Source organism: Bartonella melophagi K-2C (genome assembly GCF_000278255.1).
In the GTDB taxonomy this organism is placed as follows: Bacteria; Pseudomonadota; Alphaproteobacteria; order Rhizobiales; family Rhizobiaceae; genus Bartonella; species Bartonella melophagi.
In genome coordinates, this window is record NZ_JH725081.1 from 7,501 (window position 1) to 33,219 (window position 25,719).

General features: G+C 36.6%; 18 protein-coding genes (1 of these 18 only partly in view). 10 read left to right on the top strand and 8 right to left on the bottom strand.

The features are described 5' to 3' along the window. Nucleotides 1-965, top strand: partial view of an HlyD family secretion protein gene (locus ME3_RS00040; protein WP_039952398.1) — the 3' portion only. The gene continues 133 nt to the left of window position 1, outside the view; 965 of the gene's 1,098 nt are visible here — the last part of the coding sequence; its start codon lies beyond the left edge, outside the window; the stop codon is at nt 963-965. Nucleotides 966-984: 19 nt separating this feature from the next. Continuing rightward, complete coding sequence (locus tag ME3_RS00045; RefSeq protein ID WP_007475938.1) at nt 985-2,556, top strand: DHA2 family efflux MFS transporter permease subunit; 1,572 nt, start codon at nt 985-987, stop codon at nt 2,554-2,556. Between the two features lie 118 nt (nt 2,557-2,674). Here ME3_RS00045 and ME3_RS00050 read toward each other — a convergent pair whose 3' ends face one another. The 3 genes from ME3_RS00050 to ME3_RS00060 all read right to left on the bottom strand — a co-directional run bounded on the left by ME3_RS00050 (nt 2,675) and on the right by ME3_RS00060 (nt 6,411). Further along, complete coding sequence (locus ME3_RS00050) at nt 2,675-3,808, bottom strand: type III PLP-dependent enzyme (RefSeq protein ID WP_007475940.1); 1,134 nt, start codon at nt 3,806-3,808, stop codon at nt 2,675-2,677. 627 nt (nt 3,809-4,435) lie between these two features. Next, nucleotides 4,436-5,353 carry an oxygen-dependent tRNA uridine(34) hydroxylase TrhO gene (gene trhO / locus ME3_RS00055; protein ID WP_007475942.1) on the bottom strand — a complete coding sequence of 306 codons (918 nt, stop codon included), beginning with the start codon at nt 5,351-5,353 and terminating at the stop codon, nt 4,436-4,438. Nucleotides 5,354-5,583: 230 nt separating this feature from the next. Then, nucleotides 5,584-6,411: a ferredoxin--NADP reductase gene (locus ME3_RS00060; RefSeq protein WP_007475944.1), complete on the bottom strand. Its 828-nt coding sequence runs from the start codon at nt 6,409-6,411 to the stop codon at nt 5,584-5,586. 731 nt (nt 6,412-7,142) lie between these two features. On the opposite strand from ME3_RS00060, the gene alr reads away from it, so the two are divergent. Then, the gene (alr, locus tag ME3_RS00065; protein WP_007475945.1) at nt 7,143-8,264 is read left to right on the top strand and encodes an alanine racemase; all 1,122 of its coding nucleotides are present in this window, start codon (nt 7,143-7,145) and stop codon (nt 8,262-8,264) included. A 419-nt stretch (nt 8,265-8,683) separates the two neighbouring features. Here alr and gcvP read toward each other — a convergent pair whose 3' ends face one another. The 3 genes from gcvP to gcvT are packed head-to-tail and all read right to left on the bottom strand — an operon-like array spanning nt 8,684 to nt 12,980. Beyond that, complete coding sequence (gene gcvP / locus ME3_RS00070; protein ID WP_039952399.1) at nt 8,684-11,479, bottom strand: aminomethyl-transferring glycine dehydrogenase; 2,796 nt, start codon at nt 11,477-11,479, stop codon at nt 8,684-8,686. Nucleotides 11,480-11,484: 5 nt separating this feature from the next. Next, complete coding sequence (gene gcvH / locus ME3_RS00075; protein ID WP_007475949.1) at nt 11,485-11,853, bottom strand: glycine cleavage system protein GcvH; 369 nt, start codon at nt 11,851-11,853, stop codon at nt 11,485-11,487. Nucleotides 11,854-11,858: 5 nt separating this feature from the next. Then, nucleotides 11,859-12,980: a glycine cleavage system aminomethyltransferase GcvT gene (gene gcvT / locus ME3_RS00080; RefSeq protein ID WP_007475950.1), complete on the bottom strand. Its 1,122-nt coding sequence runs from the start codon at nt 12,978-12,980 to the stop codon at nt 11,859-11,861. A gap of 754 nt (nt 12,981-13,734) precedes the next feature. Here gcvT and ME3_RS00085 point away from each other — a divergent pair. The 6 genes from ME3_RS00085 to ME3_RS00110 all read left to right on the top strand — a co-directional run bounded on the left by ME3_RS00085 (nt 13,735) and on the right by ME3_RS00110 (nt 18,837). Further along, entirely contained in the window at nt 13,735-14,397 is a 663-nt protein-coding gene (locus ME3_RS00085; protein WP_007475952.1) for an LON peptidase substrate-binding domain-containing protein, read from the top strand. A 13-nt stretch (nt 14,398-14,410) separates the two neighbouring features. Beyond that, nucleotides 14,411-14,602: a Trm112 family protein gene (locus ME3_RS00090; protein WP_007475955.1), complete on the top strand. Its 192-nt coding sequence runs from the start codon at nt 14,411-14,413 to the stop codon at nt 14,600-14,602. A 410-nt stretch (nt 14,603-15,012) separates the two neighbouring features. Then, nucleotides 15,013-16,044 (top strand): aspartate-semialdehyde dehydrogenase, encoded by a 1,032-nt coding sequence (locus tag ME3_RS00095; RefSeq protein WP_007475956.1) that lies wholly within the window; start codon nt 15,013-15,015, stop codon nt 16,042-16,044. A gap of 281 nt (nt 16,045-16,325) precedes the next feature. Next, the gene (locus tag ME3_RS00100) at nt 16,326-17,144 is read left to right on the top strand and encodes a MetQ/NlpA family ABC transporter substrate-binding protein (protein WP_007475958.1); all 819 of its coding nucleotides are present in this window, start codon (nt 16,326-16,328) and stop codon (nt 17,142-17,144) included. A 6-nt stretch (nt 17,145-17,150) separates the two neighbouring features. Further along, complete coding sequence (locus ME3_RS00105; protein WP_007475961.1) at nt 17,151-18,185, top strand: methionine ABC transporter ATP-binding protein; 1,035 nt, start codon at nt 17,151-17,153, stop codon at nt 18,183-18,185. After that, nucleotides 18,178-18,837 (top strand): methionine ABC transporter permease, encoded by a 660-nt coding sequence (locus tag ME3_RS00110; RefSeq protein WP_007475963.1) that lies wholly within the window; start codon nt 18,178-18,180, stop codon nt 18,835-18,837. Before ME3_RS00105 ends, ME3_RS00110 begins: the two co-directional genes overlap by 8 nt. Here the strand turns inward: ME3_RS00110 and ME3_RS00115 are convergent. Then, entirely contained in the window at nt 18,834-19,322 is a 489-nt protein-coding gene (locus ME3_RS00115) for a MaoC family dehydratase (RefSeq protein ID WP_007475965.1), read from the bottom strand. The two genes, ME3_RS00110 and ME3_RS00115, sit on opposite strands and share 4 nt — an antisense overlap. Nucleotides 19,323-19,471: 149 nt before the next feature. Here ME3_RS00115 and ME3_RS00120 point away from each other — a divergent pair, with 149 nt between their 5' ends. Beyond that, nucleotides 19,472-20,797, top strand: coding sequence for an NAD(P)H-dependent oxidoreductase (locus ME3_RS00120; protein WP_007475967.1), 1,326 nt, complete (start codon nt 19,472-19,474; stop codon nt 20,795-20,797). 967 nt (nt 20,798-21,764) lie between these two features. Here the strand turns inward: ME3_RS00120 and ME3_RS06670 are convergent. After that, nucleotides 21,765-25,719 (bottom strand): autotransporter outer membrane beta-barrel domain-containing protein (locus tag ME3_RS06670; protein ID WP_007475969.1); only part of this gene is annotated, 3,955 nt, incomplete at its 5' end.

The following is a 25,719-nucleotide window of genomic DNA, read 5'->3' on the forward strand; positions in this document are numbered from 1 at the left end:
GGCGTCATGTACTTACAACTGATGACGCTTATGTACAAGGGGACATAGCGGCTATTGCCCCTAAATTAAATGGATACATCGAAGAAATTGCTGTTAAAGCCAATCAAGCTGTAAAAAAAGATGATATTTTATTTCGATTAGAAAGTGGTGATTATCAAATCAGCTTGGAACAGACAAAAGCTCGTCTTGACACACAACAAAAAACCCTTGCTCGCATTGATGCACAAATTATAGCTGCCCGCAGTGTTTTAGATGACGCTCAAGCGCAAAAAACGGCTGCCTCTGCCATAGCAACTAATGCACAACTAACTTTACAGCGTGCTACAGAACTTAAAGCTGATCATTATGTTTCTCAATCTAATTTTGACAATGCAAAATCAGCCTATGAACAGGCCATTGCTAATGTTGCTCGCACAGATGCACAAATAGCTGCAGCGCAAGCTAATATTCGAGTGCTAGAAGCTCAACGAAATGAAATTGAAAGTGAGACAAAAAGTCTCGAACTCATGCGCGATAAAGCAAAACGCGATCTTGATTCAACTATTTTACGTGCTCCATTTAATGGAGTTATTGGAAATTTAACAGCAAAAACAGGTGATTTTGTTGTCAATGGTCAACGCCTTGCTGCTTTAGTACCTATCCATACATTATATATTGAAGCAAATTATAAAGAAACACAGTTGAAAAACATTTACACTGGGCAAACTGCTTATATTTCTGTTGATGCTTTTAAAAATGAGGTTTTTAAAGGCAAAGTTCTTTCTATTTCACCTGCAACGGGAGCTGTCTTTTCTCTCTTACCACCACAAAATGCCACAGGTAATTTTACTAAAATTACCCAACGTATTCCAGTGCGCATTTCCATCCCTGACGATGCATTAAAAAATGGGCGTATCCGAGCAGGAATGAGTGTTTTAGTAAAAATCGATACACGTACAAGGCCTCAAGGTAAAAATTCTTTATAACAAAATCGATGATCTCGTCATGAAAGAACCAACATCTACGCCTATTTCTTCTCAAAAACGTACAGAAATGCGTAAAATCATAGCTTTTATCGCTATGACTTTTGGTATGTTCATGGCTATCTTAGATATTCAAATTGTTTCTTCATCTTTGGCTGAAATTCAAGCTGGTTTATCAGCTAGTCCTGATGAAATTTCATGGATTCAAACTTCCTATCTTATAGCAGAAGTTATTATGTTACCTCTTTCCGGCTTTTTAGGGCGTTTACTTTCAACACGTATTTTATTCAGTCTATCAACTGTTGGATTTACTATCTCATCTATTCTTTGTGCCACAGCAACATCTATTGAACAAATGATATTTTATAGAGTACTCCAAGGCTTTATTGGTGGTGGTATCATTCCCAGTGTTTTTGTTGCTTCTTATACAATTTTTCCTCCTTCTAAACTTCCAATTATTTCGCCTATTGTGGGACTAGTAGCAACACTAGCACCCACCATTGGCCCCACAGTAGGCGGTTATCTTAGTCATACCTTATCGTGGCATTGGCTTTTTCTTATTAATGTGCCTTTTGGAATCATCATCTCAATTATAACTTGGAAATTAATTGACTTTGACAAAGCTGATTTGTCCTTATTAGCTAAATTTGACTGGTGGGGCCTTATCTCTATGGCAATCTTTTTAGGGTCTTTAGAATATGTTCTAGAAGAAGGCGCACGTCATGATTGGTTTAATGATAATTTGATCTTTACTTTTTTTATTATTATGCTCTTATCTGCTGGCGTATTTTTCTGGCGTGCCTTTACTGTAAAAGAACCAATTGTTGACCTTACTGCTTTTTCTGATCGCAATTTCTCGATCGCATCGATGTTTTCTTTTACGCTTGGGATAGGTCTTTATGGCCTTACCTATCTTTATCCTGTTTATTTAAGTCAAATCCGTCACTATGATGCCCTGATGATTGGAAATGCAGTTTTTATTTCAGGTCTAGCTATGTTTTTGACCGCTCCTCTTGCGGGATTTCTTTCTGCACGAATGGATGCACGTCTTATGATAGCTATAGGACTTGCAAGCTTTGCGTGGGGAACCTGGTTGGCTACTTCCATCACAGACGATTGGGATTTTTGGGAACTCTTTTGTCCGCAAATTTTTCGCGGTATTTCAGTTATGTTGTGTATGGTTCCTATTAATAATATTGCCTTTGGATCATTACCACCAGAACGAATGAAAAATGCTTCTGGTCTTTTTAATCTAACACGAAATCTTGGTGGTGCAGTGGGGCTTGCTATTATTAGCACTCTTATGACACAACGTACTAACCTTCATTATGGACGAACAGCTGAAACTATTCAACATGGAAATATTCAAGCAACAGAAATGCTCTCAAATCTCACCATGCAATTTAGCTCTGCTACTTTTGATCCCCACGGTCTTTCTTTGCTCCAACTTTTTAATATGGTTCTCATACAAACACAAACCATGGCTTTTAGTGATATCTTTTTTATAATGACTATTCTTTTTAGTATTTTAACCTTTTGTACCATCTTCCTCAAAAAGACATCAATATCTACTAATATTTCTCCAAACCACTAATTTACATCGTAAAGTGTGAGAAAAACTTTGTATTCTGATTATTAAGTAGCACAGTCTTATTCCTTTGCCATTTCAATTGCGTGCTCTATAAAGTAATATCATACATTTATAAAAAAGCTTAGATTACATAGGATCGTAAAGGCTCAAAACCATTAAATGCAACAGATGCATAAGTTGTTGTGTAAGCACCAGTCCCGTGAATTAACAATTCATCACCAATGGTTAGAGATAAAGGAAGAAGATAGGGTGTTTTTTCATACATGACATCTGCTGAATCGCATGTTGGACCCGCTAAAATACAAGGCTCCATTGTCTTATCATCATGAATTGTTTCAATAGGATAGCGAATAGCTTCACCCATAGTTTCGGCAAGGCCATTAAATCTTCCCACATCAAGATAAACCCAGCGAATATTATCATTATCTGCCTTTTTGGATATCAATACAACCTCTGTACGAATAACACCAGCATTGCCTACTATCGCACGCCCCGGTTCAATAATCGTCTCAGGGATACGATTACCAAAATATTTTTTTAATGAATCAAAAATCGCTATACCATAAACTTGAGCTGTAGGAACCTCTTTCAAATAACGTGCTGGAAAACCTCCCCCCATATTAACCACTTTTAACTGAATACCTTCTTTCTCCAAACGTTCAAAAACTAAAGCTACATTCGATAAAGCGTGATCCCAAGCGTTTAAATGTGTCTGCTGAGATCCCACATGAAAAGACACACCATATGCTTGCAAACCTAATTGGTGTGCGCGACGTAGCACATCAACCGCCATATCAGGAACACAGCCAAATTTGCGTGATAATGGCCATTCTGCCCCTTCACCATTGGTAAGAATTCGGCAAAAAATGCGAACTCCGGGTGCAGTACGAGCAATTTTTTCCACTTCTTCAACGCAATCAACCGCATAGAGTGAAATGCCAAGAGTATGTGCATAAGCAATATCACGTTCTTTTTTAATAGTATTCCCAAAAGAAATACGCTCAGCTGTTGCTCCTGCCTCTAAAGCCATTTTAATTTCTGCTACAGAAGCAGCGTCAAAAGATGACCCTAAAGAAGTAAGCAAACTCAAAATTTCAGGTGCTGGATTTGCTTTAATCGCGTAGAAAATACGCGATTGAGGAAGAGCTTTTTCAAAATTTAAATAATTCTTACGAACAACATCAAGGTCAACAATCAAGCATGGACCTTTTGGACGATGTGTTGAAAGGAAATCTCGAATACGCTGCGTTGTCATTTGCAATTCTCCCTAAGGAAGGCAAAAGCCTCCCTATTTAAAACCAAAGGACAAAATACATACAAACCACCATTTTTATCCCTATTATTCAGATAATCAGGATAACTCAGCATTGTATGCAACGAAGGAACAGCGCGAAAACCGCATTGTTCTATTTTGTCTGCCTTTTTGATTGGAGTTGCACAAAAACTTCCGCACTGAAGGCAATGAGGTGTGCCTCTATAGTTATCTCAGCTTTTTTAATAGCTGGAAGACACCAGAAAGGCCCGCACCGTCGTTGCTTCAAGATGTCCTCATTCTTTCGATGGGCCGTAAGAATGACTGGAGCGGTTAGTTCCAGGTACCGTACCGGTTAATCTCACCATTTGAGAACCAGCGGACACCCACAGGCACGTGCGACTTTGGGCAATGTTGCGTATAAGACTAATTTTTATTTATTTCAATCATTTTTTTTATTTTTAGATAAAAAATGATAGCCAAAATACACTTTATTCAAAAATGTAAACCAGCTTATATTCCTATCTTCTATGTGCACAATAATAGGCTAACTAATAGCCTTTATTCAAAGTGCCCTTCTTTTAAAATAGAAGAAAAAACAAAAGCTTTGAATATTAAAAACAACAATCGTCATCGTTCTTGATAGGAATGCATTGCACGTGATTTTAACAATTGGAACTGTTTATGACGTTCTCGAAAACGCTGTCTATCAGCGTCACTGCGTGTATTATAACAAGCATCACACGATACACCCTCTTCATAATGAGGTGATAACTTGCTTTCAGCATTAAGAGGATAGCGGCAAGCCCGGCATAATTCGCGCCCACATTCTTCAAGACCGTGACTCACAGAAACGCGTTCATCGAAAACAAAGCATTCACCCCACCATAGGCTTTTTTCTTTTGGCATTGTTTCTAAATAGCGTAAAATACCACCTTTTAAGTGATAAACTTGATCATAACCAAGCCCACGCACATAAGCTGTTGACTTTTCACACCGTATACCGCCTGTGCAAAACATGGCGATTTTCTTTTTCTTTTTTAAATCACCTTCATGTTTAGCTATCCATTCAGGAAATTCACGAAACGTTTTAATACGAGGATCAATTGCTCCTTGAAAACTACCCAATACATATTCATAATCATTGCGTGTATCAATTAAAATCGTTTCTTCATCTTGTATCAGGACATTCCAATCTTCAGGCTCTACATAAGTGCCAACAATTTCCAACGGATTAACACCCTCTACCCCCATTGTAACAATTTCTTTTTTTAATCGTACTTTCATACGATGAAAAGGCATCTTTGATGCCCATGAATATTTAAGTTCTGGCTCTTGCAAAGCAGGCTGTGCAGTAATAAAATGGACTAGTGCCTCAATTGCAGCACAAGAACCAGCAACTGTTCCATTAATACCCTCTTTTGCTAACAGCAAAGTACCTTTGATGCCATTTGCCTGGCATAAATCCCGCAAGGGTTTTTGTAATTGATGATAATGTTTCAAATCTGCAAAACAATAAAGAGCAGCAACTTTAAAATTCTTTTCCATATTCTTGCAATAACTCGCGTTTCACTCAATTTCAAGACTTATTCATATTAACTCTTTATATATTGAGCTTAAATTAAATTATACTTATCATATTATTGTATAGAGAAAAATCACCTTGCACTCAAAATAGAGTGCCTTTCACTTCTTATCTAAAATAAACTCTGATATTTTTGCTCATATGATTTGCAAAATGCCATATTCATAACGCATAGCACGATATAGCTTCTTTTCTATCCTACAAAAGCACGTTCCACAACATACGTGGCCGGTGCATTATTTGCCCCCTCAATAAGTCCAAAAGATTCACATATCGCTGCACAATCCTTCAGCATTGCCATTGAACCACAAATCATTACACGGTCTTCATCAGAATTAATTTTCGGTAAATCAGCCATTTCAAAAAAAGCACCGCTCTTTATTACATTAGTAATGCGCCCCATATACTCTGAAGGTTCGCGAGTAGTCATAGGATAAAATTTTAACTGCTGTGCATACTCACCAATAAGGGGATCTTGATACAAAGATGCAACAAGATCTTTTGCATACGTCAACTCATTTTTTTCACGTGTTGTTTGGACAAGCACAATTTGAGAGAACTTCTCATAAGTTTCAGGATCACGAATAAGACTTGCAAAAGGAGCAACACCTGTACCTGTTGAAAGGAGATAAAGACGCTTTCCAGGAATAAGAGCATCAAGAACCAATGTTCCAGTAGACTTTTTACGCATTAAAACCGTATCACCAATTTTGATTTTTTGGAGATGTTCGGTCAATGGCCCTCCTGGAACTTTGATAGAAAAAAATTCTAGCTGTTCATCCCAAAATGGACTGGCGATTGAATACGCACGATAAATTGGCTTTTCTGCATTCGGTAAGCCAATCATAACAAATTCGCCTGAACGAAAACGAAAAGTTTCTGGTCGGTTCAAACGAAATTTAAACAAATGATCTGTATAATGGCAAACCTCCTGAACAGTGAGCGCAAATACATTATCAGGAATCGGAAAGTTTGATGCAACACTACTGATGTTTGATTGAACATTGGTGGTACCACTCATAAAATCGTTCCTTATCCTTATATTCTTATTGAATATTGAATTTTAAATTTTGTAAATGGTATAATGGTTGCACAACCATCTGCCAATATCCCTCTTAAACATATAGTGTAAAAATAATATTTTTAGGACTTAAACCAATCAAATAAAAACATCTGAAAAAGATGTCTGTCATACCAAATAATCTTTTACCAAATAATTCATTTTATAATGAATCAATTCAATTATATCATATTGCTAGCGTTAACACACAACTAATAACAAGCATGACTTGTTGTCAAAATTTAATTTTGGAAAACTGACTGCCTAAAATCTTAAAACAAAAATTTTTATTTCTTCTTTTAAAAGAAATTTTAATATTTACCATAAATAACACACATATCTCACAATACTTGAGAATTCTTTTTGTTTCTTCTATAGATTTAATAAATACTATTACAATTATAGGAAATATCCTTTATTTCTAAAATATGTATTTAATCAAAAAATAGCTTGTTTGTTAATTATGGTATGAATTACATAATCTCATAATACAGATCCGGAATAATATTCCCATTGATCATATCAAAGCTAAACATTTTATTTCTAAAGATTGTTTTTATTATATATAATCCGGTATGACTTTAAAAATAAAAACAATAGTTGAATTCTCTGTACAAGTTTATACAGGCAACAATTCAAAAAAACTCGTGTTTATTACTGGCATAGATTTATTATACAGATAAGATTTTACAATGAATAAATCCGTTGATTATGAAACCAAAACACTGCTTCCCTATACAGCTGTCGTAACTATTGACATTGGTGCCATTGTTGCCAATTACACAGCTTTAGCTCAACATGTTGCCCCTACAGAATGTTCAGCTGTCGTAAAAGCCAACGCTTATGGAATAGGTGTTGAAAAGGTTGCGCCTGCACTTTATCAAGCTGGTTGTCGTACGTTTTTTGTTGCTCAAATTAAAGAAGCGCTTCAATTAAAAAACATCTTACCGTCTGATGTTACTCTTGTCCTTCTTAATGGGCTTCCACCTACTGCAGAAGAATTTGTAACTCAAGTTGGTATTGTTCCTGTTCTTAATTCTTGGCATGAAATTGAAAGTTGGCAAATACTTTGTCAAGAAAAGGGTAAAAAATTTCCAGCAATCGTTCAAATTGATACCAGTATGAATCGGTTAGGTCTTGATCAAAAAGAATTACAACAACTTATCAAGTGCCCTACCCTGTTTGAAGTAGCAGATATAAAATATATTATAAGTCATCTTTCCAATGGAGATGATTTCACACATTCATCTAATGATACACAATTAACCACCATGAAAACAATGCTTGCACAATTACCTACGTGTAAAGTTTCACTTGCTAATTCTGGAGGAATTTTCCTTGGTCCAGATTTTTATTTTGATCTTGTTCGCCCAGGCATTGCACTTTATGGAATTAAATTCTACGGAAAACACACAATACCCATCAAATCTGTTTTAAAACTTGAAGCTCAAGTTATTCAAAGCCGCTATGTTGAAGAAAGTACGCCAATAGGCTATGGAGGAAGCTTTATTACCCGCCGGCCAAGTATTCTTACAACCATTTCTATTGGTTATGCTGATGGATGGCTGCGTAATCTTTCTAACAAAGGTTCTGTTTATTTTAAAGGATACAAACTCCCCATCGTTGGACAAATCTCTATGGATTCTATAATTATTGATGCAACCGACCTTGAACACGACAAACCTAAAAGGGGTGACTGGGTAGAACTCATTGGAGAGCATCAAACAATTGAAGATGTTTCTATAGATGCAAACACTGTTCCTCACGAAATTCTTTCTTCTCTTGGTGCTCGCTGTAAACGTATTTATATTTAAACCATCGAAAAACCATCAATAAAATCAATTTCTAAAATTAGCGTTTTAGAAAAGCAGTCTCACTGGTTGTAACTTCAACACAGCCCCTTTAGGAAGGACAAGGATATACTCATTCTCTATCTCTACAAAAATCAAATTTAATTAATATAATCAGATTTCTAGCGTCAAATATGTATTGAATGAACAGAGGGAATTTAACTTGTGTTTGAATTCTTCTTCTCTTCTTTTATTCAATAAAATTGGCAGTAAATTCTCAACTTAATCTGTGAGAATTTACAACCATTTGTATCTTTAAAATAGCCAATTCATCAATAATGACACAAACTGAAAACTAATTTTAACACAACAAAATTTGATAGCACTCGTTATTAAATAAATAATTCTAAAAATCCACATAAAATGAGTAGATTTTATGATATTTAATCCGTTACTAATAGCGGTGGGCAAGAACAGATTAATGCTCTATCGCCGGCAACATTATCAATGCGTGAAACAGGTGGCCAATATTTACTAGCTGGATCAACATGGTGATTAGGAAAAGCAGCCTCTTGTCGCGAATAAGCTCTTTTCCAATGATCATCTAAAGTATCTGCTAATGTGTGCGGTGCATTCACTAATGGATTATCTTCTTTTGGCCAAACACCTTCACCAATTTTCTTAGCCTCTTCAGCGATAGATAATAAAGCATCACAAAAACGATCAATCTCTGCTTTTGGCTCTGATTCTGTTGGTTCAATCATCAAAGTTCCAGGAACTGGAAATGACATAGTCGGTGCATGAAATCCATAGTCTATCAAACGCTTTGCAATATCATCAACACTAACCCCGTATTTTTCCTTCAATACACGTGTATCAACAATACACTCATGGGCAACACGCCCATACTTGCCCCGATAAAGAATAGAATAAGCCTTTGAAAGACGTGCAGCAATATAATTGGCATTTAATATTGCCGTTTTTGTTGCATACTTCAAGCCATCTGCTCCCATCATCCGAATATACATCCACGTAATAACAAGAATAGAAGTACTTCCATAAGGAGCTGCAGAAACTGCATGTGTTGTTTTATGCTGTTCATGGCCAGGCAAAAATGGTTTTAAATGCTCTTTTACACCAATCGGCCCAACACCAGGGCCACCCCCACCGTGAGGAATTGCAAATGTTTTATGAAGATTCATATGACAAACATCTGCCCCCATATCTGCCGGACGTGCAAGACCTACAAGTGCATTTAAATTAGCTCCATCAAAATAAACTTGCCCACCATTTTCATGGATAATAGTACAAATATCCTTAATGCTTTCTTCATAAACACCATGCGTTGAAGGATAAGTAATCATCAAAGCTGCCAAACAGTCCTTATGTAACTGTGCTTTAGCTTTAAGATCATTAATATCGACATCACCATCATTTAAACATTGAACCACAACAACTTTCATACCGGCCATATGAGCTGAAGCTGGATTTGTACCATGTGCAGATGCAGGAACAAGACAAACATTACGTTGATGATCGCCTCGAGATTGATGATATCGACGGATAGCCAAAAGCCCGGCATATTCGCCCTGAGCACCAGAATTTGGCTGAAAAGAAACTTGAGCAAACCCTGTAATTTCACACAACCACGCATTTAGCTGACTGATCATTTCTTGATAACCCTCTTCGTCTCCTTGAGGAGCAAAAGGATGTATATTAGCAACTGTAGGCCAGCTCACAGGTATTAATTCAGCTGCCGCATTAAGTTTCATTGTGCAAGAACCAAGTGGAATCATCGCTCGATCCAGCGCTAAATCTTTATCTGATAAGCGGCGCAAAAAGCGCATCATATCTGTTTCTGAGTGAATCGCATGGAAAAATGGTTGTGAAAGAAAAGCAGTATCACGCTCTTTACCCAAAAGCTTTGAATCAGATTGAGCTGCTAGTTGTGCACCAAAAAGCTGTGCTAAAGCACGAGCATCTTCCTCTGTTGATAATTCATCAAAATTGATTGCAACCCTATCACTGTCAAGAACACGAATAAGATACCCATCCGTTTTTGCTCGAGTTGCAATTTCTTGAGCTTTCCCCTCAACAAAAATGCTGACACAATCAAAAAAGTGTTGATTTTCACAACATATACCTGCTGCTTCTAAACCACTAGCAAAACGGCATGTTAAGTGGTGAATCCTCTTAGAAATTGCCTGTAAACCTTGTGGCCCGTGCCAAACAGCATAAGCTACAGCCATATTAGCCAATAAAGCCTGCGCTGTACATATATTTGATGTAGCTTTATCGCGTCGAATATGTTGTTCACGAGTCTGCAATGCTAAACGAAAACCAACACGTCCTTTCGTATCGACTGATTGACCAACAATACGCCCTGGAATCAAACGTGTTAAAGCAGAACTCACCGCAAGATAGCCCGCATGAGGACCACCAAAACCCATTGGAACACCATAACGTTGCATAGAGCCAACAACAATATCTGCACCCCATTTTGCTGGCGGTTCCATAATAGTAAGCGCCAAAGGATCAGCAACAACAATTACCAGCGCTCCTTTTGCTTTTGCTTCTTTAATGATTTCACTGTAATCATTAAAGCAACCTTTTGTATCCGGCCATGACAGAACAATAGCCGCTGTATCTGCGCAAATTTCACCATGCGTGTTTATGTGAATACCTTGTGTTTCAGCGCGCGTTTGAATGACACTCAACGTTTGAGGATGCAATAGACTTTGAATCAAAATTTTTGTTTTCTTTTCACGAGCAAAGCGGAATGCCACCGCATTGGCTTCAGCTAAGGCTGTTGCTTCATCCAAAAGTGAAGCAGCAGCAACAGGTAAACCTGTCAATTCACTAATTAATGTTTGAAAATAAAATAATAACTCCAAACGCCCTTGGCTAATCTCTGCTTGATAAGGTGTATAAGCGGTATACCAAGCTGGATTTTCAAAAAGATTGCGTAAAATAACAGATGGCACACATGTTCCATAATAACCCTGACCAATGAAATTTTTACGCAAACGATTGCGCTCCATCATTTTGGACAATTCTTCTAAGGCCTGTTTTTCATTTGCCGCTTGCGGCAAATTAAGCGGACGCTCTAAATAAATAGACTGAGGTATAGCTTGAGAGATCAATGTGTCAACTGAATCAAGCGCTAAAACATCTAGCATTTCTTGTGTTTCACCAGGTCGAATCCCAATATGCCGAGAAAAAAAATGACGTTCTTGCATAGCACTCATCCAATCAACTCTTTATAAGCATTCTCGTCCAGTAACCCGTCAAGTTGTGTTTCATCTTGTAGCGTCATTTTCCATAGCCAACCTTCTTTTTCGGCTTTTTGATTTACCAACGCAGGATCATCTACCAATGCCTCATTAATTTCGACAACTTCGCCATTGATAGGTGCATAAACATCTGAAGCTGCTTTAACCGATTCCACGACAGCAGCAGAATCTCCCTTAGACAGCTGTGTGCCACTTTGTGGCAAATCAACAAAAATTAAATCACCTAACTGTTCTTGAGCATGATGAGTAATCCCAACAGTGGCTACTTTTCCTTCAATGCTGATCCATTCATGATCTTGTGTAAAATAAATCTTAGACATAAATATTACCCTTTAAAATAACGTTGCTTAATAAAAGGAAGTAAATGAACAGATAGCGCAATTTTTTTACCACGCAATTCAGTAAATACTTCTGTTCCTTCAGCCTTCCAATCAACAGGGACATAACCCATCGCTACTGGACCGTTAAAAGAAGGACCAAAACTCCCCGATGTTACTACTCCAATCTGGTTACCTTTATCATCTAGAAGAACGGCACCCGCGCGCACAGGTTGACGCGTTTGCGGCTTTAGACCAACGCGACAGCGTGATGGTCCCTTTTCATATGCTTCAAGAAAAGCTTTCGCTCCATAAAACGCAGCTTTCTCGCGAACATTTTTGGAAACAGCCCATGTCAGTCCAGCTTCAATAGGGGTAATGTCAGATGTAATATCGTTGCCATGTAAACACAACCCCGCTTCCAATCGAAGGCTATCACGTGCTGCAAGACCAATCCATTCAACACGACAATCACTGAGTAATTTTTCTGCTAATTCGTAGGCTTGATCTTCTGGCAACGCAATTTCAAAACCGTCTTCCCCTGTATAACCAGAACGTGTTACAAACCAATCTTTGCGTGGTTCAAATCCTTGCATAAATAACAGTTCATTACCAGGCAAACCTGCATCAGCTATAACAGATGCAGCTTGTAGCCCTTGAAGAGCAAGAAGTACTCTCTCAAGCGCACTCACATGACAATCAAAGTTAGTGACGCGTTTTTTTAGTTCAGCAAGATCAGCCTGTGCATTACCTGCATTAACGACCAGTATAAAACGGTTATTCCCTAAACGAGTAAGAATGAGGTCATCAAGAATACCAGCCTGTTCATTAAGTAAATAGTTATACCGTGATTGGCGCTCTTTCAAAAGTGCAGCATCTACAGGAAGGGCGTAGGATAAAAATTCGGCTGATTGTGGCCCTTCAACAACGATCAATTTCATATGAGAAATATCAAAAAGACCGGCATGAGAACGAGTATGGAAATGTTCTTTTAAAACTCCTAGAGGATAAGTTAAAGGCATCATCCAACCAGCAAAAAGACCAAATTTTGCTCCTGCTTTTTCGTGTAATTCATGTAGGGGAAGATTTTTAAAGGAAGATGTTTCAGGTTTTTGCGATAGTGTATTCATAATTTCTCCAAAGTCGCACCATCACTACATAATATGGTAACTTTTATTCTTGTTTGTCATAAGCCTTAAGGGATTTACTAGAAATGCTTAAACTATTGGGATGAATTCAGCCACTTTTTAAATCAGCTTTTTACGGCTCTTATGGTTTTAAAATTATAGACTATTTTCTTTAGGGACACGGTGTGAAAATTTGCGTTTTGCTTCCTTACGTATAAGAATAAAAGTAATGATAACGCTTTTTCTGACATATTGTTATTTATATTCTATCTTCTCCACACTGTCATTAGTAAATTGATTAGTATTCCCTAAATTTTAAGTTTTTTGATATATATAAGCTATTTAAAAGATTTTAAATTATGTGGATTCCTTTTTAAGAATTACTGCGTTAAAATATAACACAAGAAAGTACAAGGATTATAAACAAAAAAGACAATTAAAATTTTAAAGAAGCATATACTGTTTAGCAATAATCTAATCATAACGATAAGGTTTGATAATATCTAAGAGTGGATATTTTTGAGTAAATTGCAAAGCTTTATTTAAAAGCATCTCATACTATTACTTCCACTTTTTTATATTTTCTCTCATAGACGAGAGGATACAAAGTTGCAGTTTTTTTCATCGTTCATAGATAAATAAAATATTTTATAGAGATAAGTTAATTTACAAAATATAGGCTTTCTTATAATCAAATGATATTATAAACTGTAGTTATTTGGCACTAAACTATATCAGATAAAGGTCACAAATACCCATGAAAGCTGGCAATATCTACTACAATTGTGAAAATGATTTGCCAAAGCAGATTGCTCTTTTTCCCTTAGAAGGTGCATCGTTGTTACCTGGTGGTTTTTTGTCACTTAATATTTTTGAGCCAAGTACTCTTGAAATGGTTGAAGACGTTATGGCATCCAATCGCCTATTAGGAATGATTCAACCACTTTCATCGGATATAGATAGCTTATCTAAACAACTTTATAAAATAGGATGTATAGGTCGTATTACAAATTACAATGAAACAGGCAATGGGCGACTCTTCATTGTACTTCAGGGAATTTGCCGTTTCACTTTGGAACAAGAATTAGTGAACACAAAATCTTATAGGGTTGCTATTATTCGATCAAACACAAAAGATCTGCAAGAATCTGATGTTTCAGAAGATATTAACCGAGAAAATTTATTAAGCACTGTTGAGCGTTATCTAACTATCCATGAAATGGAACATCATTGGAATAGTATTATACAAACACCCACGGCCGTATTAGTGAATACTCTCTCAATTCTTATACCTTTTGCACCCGCAGAAAAACAAGCTTTGTTGGAAGCACCAGATATTGCAAGTCGTGCTCAAACTCTTCTTGCTTTAATTGAGCGTTCACTCATGAAAGAAAAAGGAACATATCATCGATTAAATTAATAGATCTAAAAATATGAAAAAAATGATTACTGATGCTAAAATGCTTGAATTGCTTGTTTGTCCAATTACAGGAGGGACACTTTCTTTAAACCGAAAAACACAAGAATTAATTTCACTTAAAGCGAAATTAGCTTATCCTATTCGCGACGGTGTTCCTATTATGCTTGCTTCAGAAGCTCGTCCTTTGCAACCAGATGAAAAATAAATTACTTTTTTATTAAAAAGTAATTTGTATATCAGTTTAATATCTATATAGATTTTTCTCCTTTACAAAAGGAATGCTTTAGTTAAAGTGAGATTATATTTTTCTCCATTATACATTACTATATAGAGATGTAAGAATTAGCTTTGCTGTTTGTGGTTAGAAAATGAACTGATTTTATGTGGTAAGTAAAATAAAGATTTTGATTGTTTTTTCTGACTAACAGCGTAAATAATTTGGAATATGCATAGCTGATCAATTAAATCACTAGGAAGCACTGAATTGGACTTAAAAACAATATAAAGATTATTTCACGCTTCTTAACTAACTTATTTTTCCTGGTTACAGCACAAAGAAAGAGGTTGATAATATGTTAGTTTTTGTACAATGGGAAAGGATAGGGATGTAGAGAAATGAATTTCAAAGTCGCAGTTGTTGGTGCAACCGGGAATGTTGGTCGCGAAATGTTGGCAATTTTGGAAGAGCGAGATTTCCCTGCCAGTGAAATAGTTCCCTTAGCTTCACGGCGTTCATTAGGGCAAAGTGTTTCTTATGGTGATAAAACTTTAAAAGTAAAAGCATTTGATACATATGATTTTTCTGATACAGACCTATGCCTTATGTCTGCTGGAGGAAGCGTTTCCAAAGAATATGCCCCTAAGATTGGTGCAGCTGGTTGTGTGGTAATCGATAATTCGTCTACTTGGCGCTATAATCCTGATGTGCCTTTAATTGTACCTGAAGTTAATGCAAAGGCTATAAGCGGTTTTTCTAAACATAATATTATTGCTAATCCTAATTGTTCAACAATTCAGCTTGTTGTGGCTTTAAAACCTCTTCATGACGCAGCAATTATTAAGCGCGTTGTTGTCTCTACTTATCAATCAGTTTCTGGAGCTGGTAAAGCGGGGATGGATGAATTGTTTGAACAATCAAGAGCAGTTTTTGTTGCCGATCCAATTTCATCGAAAAAATTTACCAAACGCATTGCTTTTAATATTATTCCCCACATTGATGTTTTTATGGAAGATGGTTATACTAAAGAGGAATGGAAAGTAATGGCTGAAACAAAAAAGATTCTTGATCCTAGGATCAAATTAACAGCTACTGCTGTTCGGGTTCCTGTCTTTATTAGCCATGCTGAGGCCGTTAATGTTGAGTTTGAAAAAGCGTTGAGCGTTGATGAAGCACGAACCATTTTACGTGATGCACCAAGCTGCCAACTTATTGATAAATGTGAAGACGGTGGTTATATCACCCCTTACGAGTGCACTGGTGAAAATGATGTTTTTATTAGTCGCGTTCGTGAAGATATTACTGTTGAAAATGGTTTAACTTTTTGGGTTGTTGCTGATAATTTGAGAAAAGGAGCAGCATTAAATGCAATTCAAATTGCTGAATTACTTGTCTCTAATGGTTTGATCAAACCTAAAGCAGCAGCTTAAACAAAAACAGTAATATAAGGCAAAAAAAATGTTGTATGCTGTAGAGTAGATCTTAAAAAATAATGAGTAGAGTTTTTCGATTAAATTTGAAATTGAAATACTTAAAAAATCTATTTATTTGAATAACAGCTATTCATAGCAAAAAATAACATTATCTTTTCAATAAAAATGATTGAATATTCTATTAAGCTTTTATACTCTTCAATTTCCTTTCCAAAAATATTGAGTATATTGGACTTTCCCTTAGAAAATCATGAAAAGTAAAAGAAAGATAAACACGTATGACATTGAATAAATTGTCTTGGTATATTGTAATAGGAATATCTCTTTTTCTTTCCGCATTTTTTTCCCATGTTCCTTTTGCTATGACAGCAGATAAGTCAAAAATTAAACTTGGTGTTATGGAAGGAGAGGAAGCAACTGTTTGGAAGGTTGCTGTTGAGCAAGCTAAAAAAGCTGGTCTAGATGTTGAACTTATTTATTTTTCTGACTACGCTTTGCCTAATGATGCTGTTAATGCAGGAGATATTGATGCGAATGCTTTTCAACATACATTTTATTTGAATAATCAAATTATGCAGCGTGGTTATAAACTTTCGGTTGCTGGTTATACATTTATTTCCCCAATTGGTGTTTATTCACACAAAATTAAAGATATAAAAGATCTACGTGACGGAGCAAGTGTTGGTATTCCTAATGATCCATCAAATGGTGGAAGAGCTTTGCTTCTTCTTGATTCTTTAGGTTTCATTAAGTTAAAAGATCCTCAGAATGTTCTTTCATCTCCATTTGATATTGTTGAAAACCCTAGAAATTTGAAGATTCGTGAATTGGATGCTGGTATCCTAGGGCGAGCAATCAATGATTTTGATATCGCGATTGTAAATACAAATTGGGCTGTAATTACTGGGTTAGACTTACAAGAAGATGTTATTGCGTGGGAAAAAGTAGAAAATAACCTTTATAATAATGTCGTTGTTGTGCGCACTATTGATAAAGATGAGCCATGGGTTAAAAAATTGGTAGCTGCTTATAATAGTGAACCTGTACGTGCGAAACTTAAAGAGGTTTTTGGTACAGCTGTTCAAACGTCTTGGTAATTACGAATGGAAACCTCTGTTCTTATTTCTTTAAAAAATGTTAGTCGCTATTTTTCTAGCGCGGTGTCTACTCCAGCAATTGATAACTTATCTCTTGATATTCATGCAGGTGAAATTCTTGGTATTATCGGGCGTAGTGGTGCAGGAAAATCTACACTCATGCGCTGTTTAAATGGTTTAGAACAAATTGATGAAGGGAGTATTTTTTTTGAAGGTGTTAACGTTTCAAATCTATCAGAAACAGAATGGGCACCCTATCGTCAACGTATTGGGATGATTTTTCAACATTTTAACCTTTTATCTTCACAAAAAGTTATTGATAATATCGCGTTGCCTCTCAAATTAGCAGGTATAAATAAAAAACAACGTTATCAACGTGCTTTTGAGCTTATTGAATTGGTAGGATTGTCTGGAAAAGAGTATCATTATCCTGCAGAACTTTCAGGGGGGCAAAAACAGCGTGTTGGAATTGCACGTTCTTTAGCCGCTAACCCCAAAATATTATTATCAGATGAAGCAACTTCTGCGCTTGATCCTGAAACGACGCAATCTATTTTGGAGCTTCTTGCTGATATTAATAATCGTCTCAATTTAACTATTGTACTTATTACGCATGAAATGGAAGTTGTTCGTGCTATTGCGCACCGTGTTGTTGTGTTGAATCAAGGGCGTATTGTAGAGGAAGGATGTGTAAAAGATATTTTTACATCACCGCAAGAAGATACAACAATTGCTATGTTAAAACTTGTAACGCCACAACTTCCTAAAGAATTAGCGCAAAAACTTAAATCAGTGGGTCAGGAAGCTGTCATTGAAATTAATATCGCCGGTGAAATTGCTCAGCAACCTTTTTTAAGTCTCCTTGAAGATGAAGTAGGACTAAGAGCACGTATTTTGCATGGTGGTATTGATACAGTTCAGGGTGAAAGTATAGGTCGTCTTTTTTTAGCTCTTCCAAGTCAAAACAAAGTGGCTTTGGAAAAAGCAGTCAGATGGTTGACAGAAAAAGGGCGATATTGTGAGGTTTTAGGTTATGTTTAATGTTCTTTTTCATGAACTTCCTGGTGCTGTTTTTGATACATTATTTATGACAATTACTGCTTCTTTTATGGCACTTATTGTAGGTTTTCCGCTTGGCTTGTTGCTTTATACAACTGCGCATGGAAGTTTTTTTTCATCACGTCTTATCAATCGTTCTTTAAGTGTTATTATTGATAGTGTACGTGCTATTCCTTTTATAATTCTTGCTTTTTATCTTCTTCCTGTTACGCGTATTGTTGTGGGAAGTGGTGTGGGAATTTTTTCTGTAATTTTTGTTCTTACTATTTCAGCTATTCCTTTTTATGCTCGTATAGCAGAATTATCTTTCAAAACAGTTGAATATAGTTTGGTTGAAGCTGTTCGTTCTATGGGAGCTAGCCGTTTTCAAATTGTTAGATATGTACTTATTCCGGAAACGCTTTCTAGTTTAATTACTGGTTTTACGGTTATGGTAATTTCCCTTATTAGTGCTACTTCACTTGCTGGATATCTTGGTGGTGGGGGGTTGGGTGATATGGCAATCCGCTACGGTTATCAGCGTTATAATACTTCTATTATGACAATAGTTATTATTTTTTTAATTATTCTCAATATTTTTGTTCAATGGTTTGGTAATCGAGTTGCGCAGAAATTTGATAGAACAAAGCATTAAGAAATTAAAGAGTTTATTTCTTTCTCTTCAATCATAGCAATAATAAGCCAATGTGCGATAAGAGCTGGATTTTTTAATTTATTGATTTCTATTGTAGTTTTATAATGGAAAACGACTCTACCAGAAGGGCGAATTTTTGCGTCGTCTAAAATAAAACGGGCGCGTATTTGTGCACCTGTTTTTACAGGGCTTATGAAGCGTATTTTATCAAAACCATAGTTAATTCCCATTGTTGCACCTTCTAATTTTGGTAGTGCTTCATAAGCTAGTGTGGACAGTAGCGATAATGTTAGAAAACCGTGGGCAATAGTACCACCGAAAGGTGTTTTTTTTGCTTTTTCTTCATCTACATGGATCCATTGATGATCATCTGTTGCAGATGCAAATTGGTTAATCATATTTTGTGTAACTAAGCGCCATTGTGATAAGCCAATTTCTTTTCCAATGAAATTTTTTATATCTTGTATCGCTATTGTTTGCTGCATAATGTCATTCCTGTTTTATTTGACAAAAAGCTTATATATTCTCCCTTGCTTTTATAAAACCCATTGATTAGAGCATCAATTATAAAAGATGAAATATTTTAAGTGTGTTCTGTGAATAAATAATCTTTCTTTTTCAGATGGAAAAAATAATGGCAAGTAACGTAAGATTGACAGGTTTAGCACATGATTTGAAACAACGTGCAGAAAATTATCAACCTATTCGTATTGGACTTATTGGTTGTGGTGAAATGGGTACAGATTTATTGTCAAGTGTTGTACATATGGATGGTATAACAATTACAGCTGTTGCTACTCGAACACCGTTACGTGTTTTTAATGCTGCTGTTTTAGCATATGGTGAAGAAGGTCATGTGCGTGAAGTTGAAAATGCTACAGCTTTGACTCAAGCTATTGAAAAAGGTCTAATTGCTGTTACGGATGATCTGGATCTTGTTTTGTGTCATGAACAAATTGATATTATTGTTGATGCGACAGGTCATCCTGAAATAGGTGCTAAAGTTGGTCTTAAAGCGCTTGAAAATAATAAGCACCTTGTCATGATGAATGTTGAAGCAGATGTTACAATTGGTGCTTACCTTAAACATGAAGCAGATAAACGAGGTTTAATTTATACGCTTGGTGCTGGTGACGAACCTTCTTCTTGTATGGAACTTATCGAATTTGTTTCAGCTCTTGGGCATAAAATTGTTGCAGCTGGTAAAGGAAAAAATAATCCACTTATTTTTGATGCTACACCAGATTTATATGAAGAAGAAGCTTTGCGACGGAATATGAATGTTCGCATGTTAGTTGAATTTATTGATGGTTCTAAAACGATGATTGAAATGGCAGCCATTGCTAATGCCACAGGTCTTCTTCCAGACTGTCCTGGGATGCATGGTCCACAAGCATCACTTGAAGATTTAAACAAAGTACTTATTCCAAAAAAAGATGGTGGTATTTTAGATGGGTATGGGGTTGTAGACTATTCAACAGGTCAAGGGGTATCTCCTGGTGTTTTTGTAATAGCTGAAATAACACATCCACGTTTACGTGAACGTATGGAAGATTTAAAAGTCGGTGAAGGGCCATATTTCACCTTTTATCGCCCGTATCACTTAACTTCGATGGAGGTTCCACTTACTTGTGCACGTGCAGTACTGTATGGTAAAGCGGATATGACACCACTTAATTATCCAGTAGCAGAAGTTTGCGCTGTTGCAAAAAAGGATCTCTATCCTGGTGATCAATTAGACTCGATCGGCTTATATAGCTACCGCGCTTGGACAATGAGTGCTTCAGAAGCACGTGTACACAAAGCTATTCCTTGTGGCCTTTTAAAAAAGGCGACAGTTACATCTGAGATTAAAAAGAATGAAATCATTACACAACACAACACTCGCCTCTTTGAGGATCAAAGCATTGTACATCTTCGCACTCAACAGGATCTTTTATTTAATTCACTTTGTAAATAAAATGGCTACCATTTTAAATTAAAATTAATATTATTTCAAGTATATTTTATTTACTTGCAGTTTATTCATTTATCAACTCCTTTAAAACAGTTAAAGATTACTGTTCATAATATAAAGTATAATTTATGAATATTTTGATTTAGCTAATTTTTTTCTAACAATTTTTAAGATCAAAGTCATAGATAGATTAATAATTTATCTTTAATCAAGAACAACCGCTATCCTCGCTATTACGGCATAGTGACTTTTCCAAAATCAATCTGCTTTAAATTGTTGCGCTGATTTATTCGGCGAACAGACTGATTTTGACCATAACCAGCGTGAGTAACCCATGGTCCAAAATGCCACACTTCATGATAGTAAGAAAAACCACTAGTTGTGGTTGAGGGTCTGATATTAGAAAATTTTAATATAATGCATCAATATAGACCAGATTATTAACAAATCCACCAACAACATTTCTATTTATCACTCTTTTCCCATTTCTATTGGTCTGCAGAATATTATTTCAATAATAAAATTAGACCTCACTTTTAATTTGTTACATGTTCCAATAAATTTATATCTGATAGTGGCTCAAATGGTCGTGCTTCATCTCTAACCAAGGGTAAAATCCTCTAGCTTTTTTATTTTTTAGGACTCTTCGTATCCACTCGACACACTGTATTATTGAAATCATTAACTAAAACAGAGAATGAAAATATAAAGAAAAATAAAGTTTTTCATATACTCCGCTTCCTTCTTTTATAATAACATTATAACTACAAGTTTGCAACATATTGTTCATTATAAGTAGTATAGTATTTTATATTTTTTGTTTTATTGATCTCTTTTTCAGCTTACCCAGTTATTGGGTTATCCTTACCAACATTATCTTAATTTCTGTTTAGCACTAAATAAGTATTAAATATAATATACAGAATCTATTTTATTTTTCTGCACAAAATTGCGTAATTAAAAATATAGATCAGAAACGATAACGTAGCCCCCCTGAGAAAGTACTTCCCGAAAAACCAGCTTTGGTTAATTTTTGCTGATAAACCACATCACCATGCAGAGCTATTTGAGACGACAACTGAGCCTGCACACCCACACCTGCTTCCATAGAAGAACCAAACGCACCTAATTGGAATGTATCTTTGAATTGCACAAACTGCTTACCTCCAAAGCTGCCCATAAGATGCAGCTTGCCATAGAAGGATACCGAACTATCTTCTTCTATTAAAGCAAATTCTTGAGCAAGACGCCCACCCAAACGCGTTGTTAATTGGCTAGGAGATCCCATTTTAATATCAAAACCGTCAATATCCCGAGCGGAATTAAACATCAAATATTGATAGATAAGCTGCATCTGTGGCTCAAAAACAAGGCCTTCATATCCAGTCAAGAAAGCCTTACCACCTGTCAAAGCTGCACGCAGTGGCTTGCCCGTTATTTTTGCTGTTTTACCTCGTGCAAGTGTTTCTACATCTCCTCGAGATAAGCCATAAGATAAAAGGCCATTGACATAAAACCCCGTATTATGCTGCAAACTAGCATAAGCCGTTACAGACCAGTGATCAAAATTGCTTTTCTTACTTTTTTCAACATCTTGAGGTTGGAGTGATAATTTACCATAAGTGCCTATAGCCCCGACAAATGCGCTATTCTGTTCACTTTCTAATGTATTTAGCAGGACAGCTGCGTCTACTGCACGGTAATCGAACTTGCCACCATAACCATATTCTAAAGTAGACAAGTCAGAAGTATAGGTATGACTACCACCATAACCACGTATGAAAAAAGCCGGCTTTCCATTAAAAAATGGATCAAACGATGTCACCATTGTCCCTAACAGCTCAGTTTGATTGTTGATATCTATCAGCCCAGCATGGAATAAAGCATTGGGCAAAAGTAGATAAGCCGGAGCTTGTGGAACAATTGCTGGTTTAATTGGCATTTTACCTGAATGACGAGGATCAAATGGGATATATTTACTTTCAAGACGGAAATCCCAAAAGTCTCCATCTCCTCCCACCAACCTTTTTTGAGGATCTGCGGCTTTTAAATCAGAGTTAGGACCATAAGCAACGAGATGATATTGATAAGGAGAATTACTTAATGTAACATAACCATAGTTTAATCGGAAAGAGTCTTTTTTTGCTGATCCGGAAACTTGTACTATTGATATACTTTGATGATCGTTATTTTTATTCGTTTTTGAATTTACAGCACTTTCTTCATTACTCGATGTATTCATATGAATTTTAGTAGTTCCAACAACATTACCATGGATTAAAATGCGGTCGGTTTTATTATCATCAAGTGAACCATCGCGGTTTATTCGAATATTGAGGTGAAATTGTGCATCACCCTGAGCAAGATAAACGCTATGCGATCCTTTTCCAATATGCAGTGTTTGATAATCGTCTGAAGTTGGTCTTTCAAAAATAATAGCACTATCTTTAAGCATCATACCTGAAACAGATGAAAACGATTTTTTTAGATTTTTATTTTTCCTGTTTGTTAAAAACCATTTAGATTTATTAGTTAAATAAAATAGAGCATTAGATTCGTCGTCAACGTGTGAACCGCCAGTTAATAAGGAATTATTAGTTACAAGCATTATGGCAGACCCATTTTCAGCCCCCAGTAATAAATCACCGGAAATATTTGAATCTTTTAGGGTAATAAAGCTTTCGGCTGTTTTCCCGTGGATAACTATACTGTTTGGAACTTTTAAAATTGTTTGTGTTAAATTAACAACTCCTACTTCTGGTATTTCTGGTACACGATAGACTGTTGTTAAATTACTTGGTGCAGATCTTCGAGATCTTTTAAGATGTGCTTTAGTTGATTTTTGAGATCCCCAAAGGCTTATACCGCAAGATTCATCACCCTCTACTGTAATAGTTGACCTTCTAACATTCACCACCCCACTATCGATATGAATTCCTTTAGCAATACCCGTTAATTCAGATTGGAGAAGTGTTATTTTTGCTCCCTTTGTAACATGTAGCCCTTGTCCTTTGTTTTTAGATCCTTTAATTGTGATTTTGTTTGCTGCAAGATTTGCCCCCTTCCCTTTGGCTTTAAGGAAGTCTGTATCATTATCACCTGTGTATGTCATACTTACTTTATTTAGAACGGCTTTTCCAACATTTAAGCTTACACCGTAACTTCCTTTAAAGCTCATTGAAGTGTTACTCATGGTTATTTCAGCATTTTCAACAGTTATCCCTGTATCAACTTTATTCAAACTTGAATGGATTAATCTTACATGTCCTCCATTAGTTACATACGCACCTTTTCCTTTATCATTTCCATTAATTACTGTTCCTAGTGCTTTAACTATAGATTCCCTGCCTTTAACCTTGATAAAGTCTACTATACCGTTGCCTTCGTAGTTCATTTGTATGTTATTTAATGAAATCTGCCCTTTGTCGAGCTTAATGCCATAGTCTCCTTTAAAGTTAATGGATCCATTCCCCATCCAGACCGACCCCTCTTCCACAGTTATTGCATTTTGAATTTTTGTCAAATGTGAGTGATTTAGAGTAACGTGTCCCCCTTTTGTAATATGTATCCCCCTCCCCCTCCCCCATCTATCACCACTTATCACCACTTTTATTGCTGCAAGATTTGCCCCTTTCCCTGCAACCTTGATGAAGTCTGGAGTGTCAGCATCCTTAATGAGCTTGTTATCCCCTTTATATTCTATAATAACGCCCTTTAACAAAACATTCCCCGTTGCAAGATTGATAGCGTGATCCCCATGAAAGCTAATTTTCCCATCTTCCATCCGGAATTGGCCATTCTCCACCTCCACTCCATTTAGAATATCAGAAAAGATGGCACTTTTTAACATAACACGCCCACCATTAGTTACATAAACACCACTTGCTTTAGCCTGTCCGTCCATTTTAATACCCAGGCCTTTAATATCTGCAGTGTTTAAAACCCTTTTACCCTGTGCGTCTAAAACACTATCTGCCTCAACCTTTAGGAAAGTGCCATTGTGACTATCACCGGTATACTTCATAGAAACATGAGTTAACAAAGTACGCCCCTGCTTGAGCAGAATACCATGCTCTCTTGCAAACTCTATCGATCCTCCCTCCATGTGCACACCCCCTTCTGAGATAGTCATACCTTCTGCAACATTTTTCAAAGTAGTATCAACCATCAACAGCTGTCCATCCCCCACCTTTATCCCCGTGCCTTGATGACCAGACCCTGTAATATGGACCCCATTTAACAAAGCATACCCCTGGTCAAAATAAATGCCATAGTCTCCTTTAAAGTTAATGGATCCCTTATCCATCACCAGCAACCCCTTCTCCCCCACATAAGCCCCTATTCCAACCTCTGAAATCCTCACATTATCCAACATCAACGTCCCCTGCGTCCCCTCACCCCCCCTTACCTGCACCCCTGTACTTGTGTCCGTAGCTGTACCCTTATTCCCTATTCCTGTAATTTTGACACCAGTTAACAAAGCCTCTCCCTCTGAGACACTGATACCGTACTTGTCCGTAAACTCCACCGATCCTCCCTCCATGCGCACATCCCCTTCTGAGATAGTCAAACCCTTTGCCACATTTCTTAAGGTCGTCTCTTTCAACCATACCGCTCCCTGGGTCATATACAGCCCTGTACTCTTTTCTTTTCCCTCAATCGTCACCTTTTCTAACAAAACCGTCCCTCCCCCCACATACACACCATACCCCTTATCCTTTCCCACAATCTTCGTCTCTGTCAATTTAGCCGTCACATCTTTCCCTACCTGCACCCCAATCCCACCTGTAAACTCAATCTCTGTTGCTCCACTCACTGTCAACGTGCCACTCCCTGACATAGCTATCCCCGTTGTAACCTTTGAAATCTCCACCTTATTCAACGTCAAACTCTTACCTCCCACCATCACTACCCCCTCTTTAACC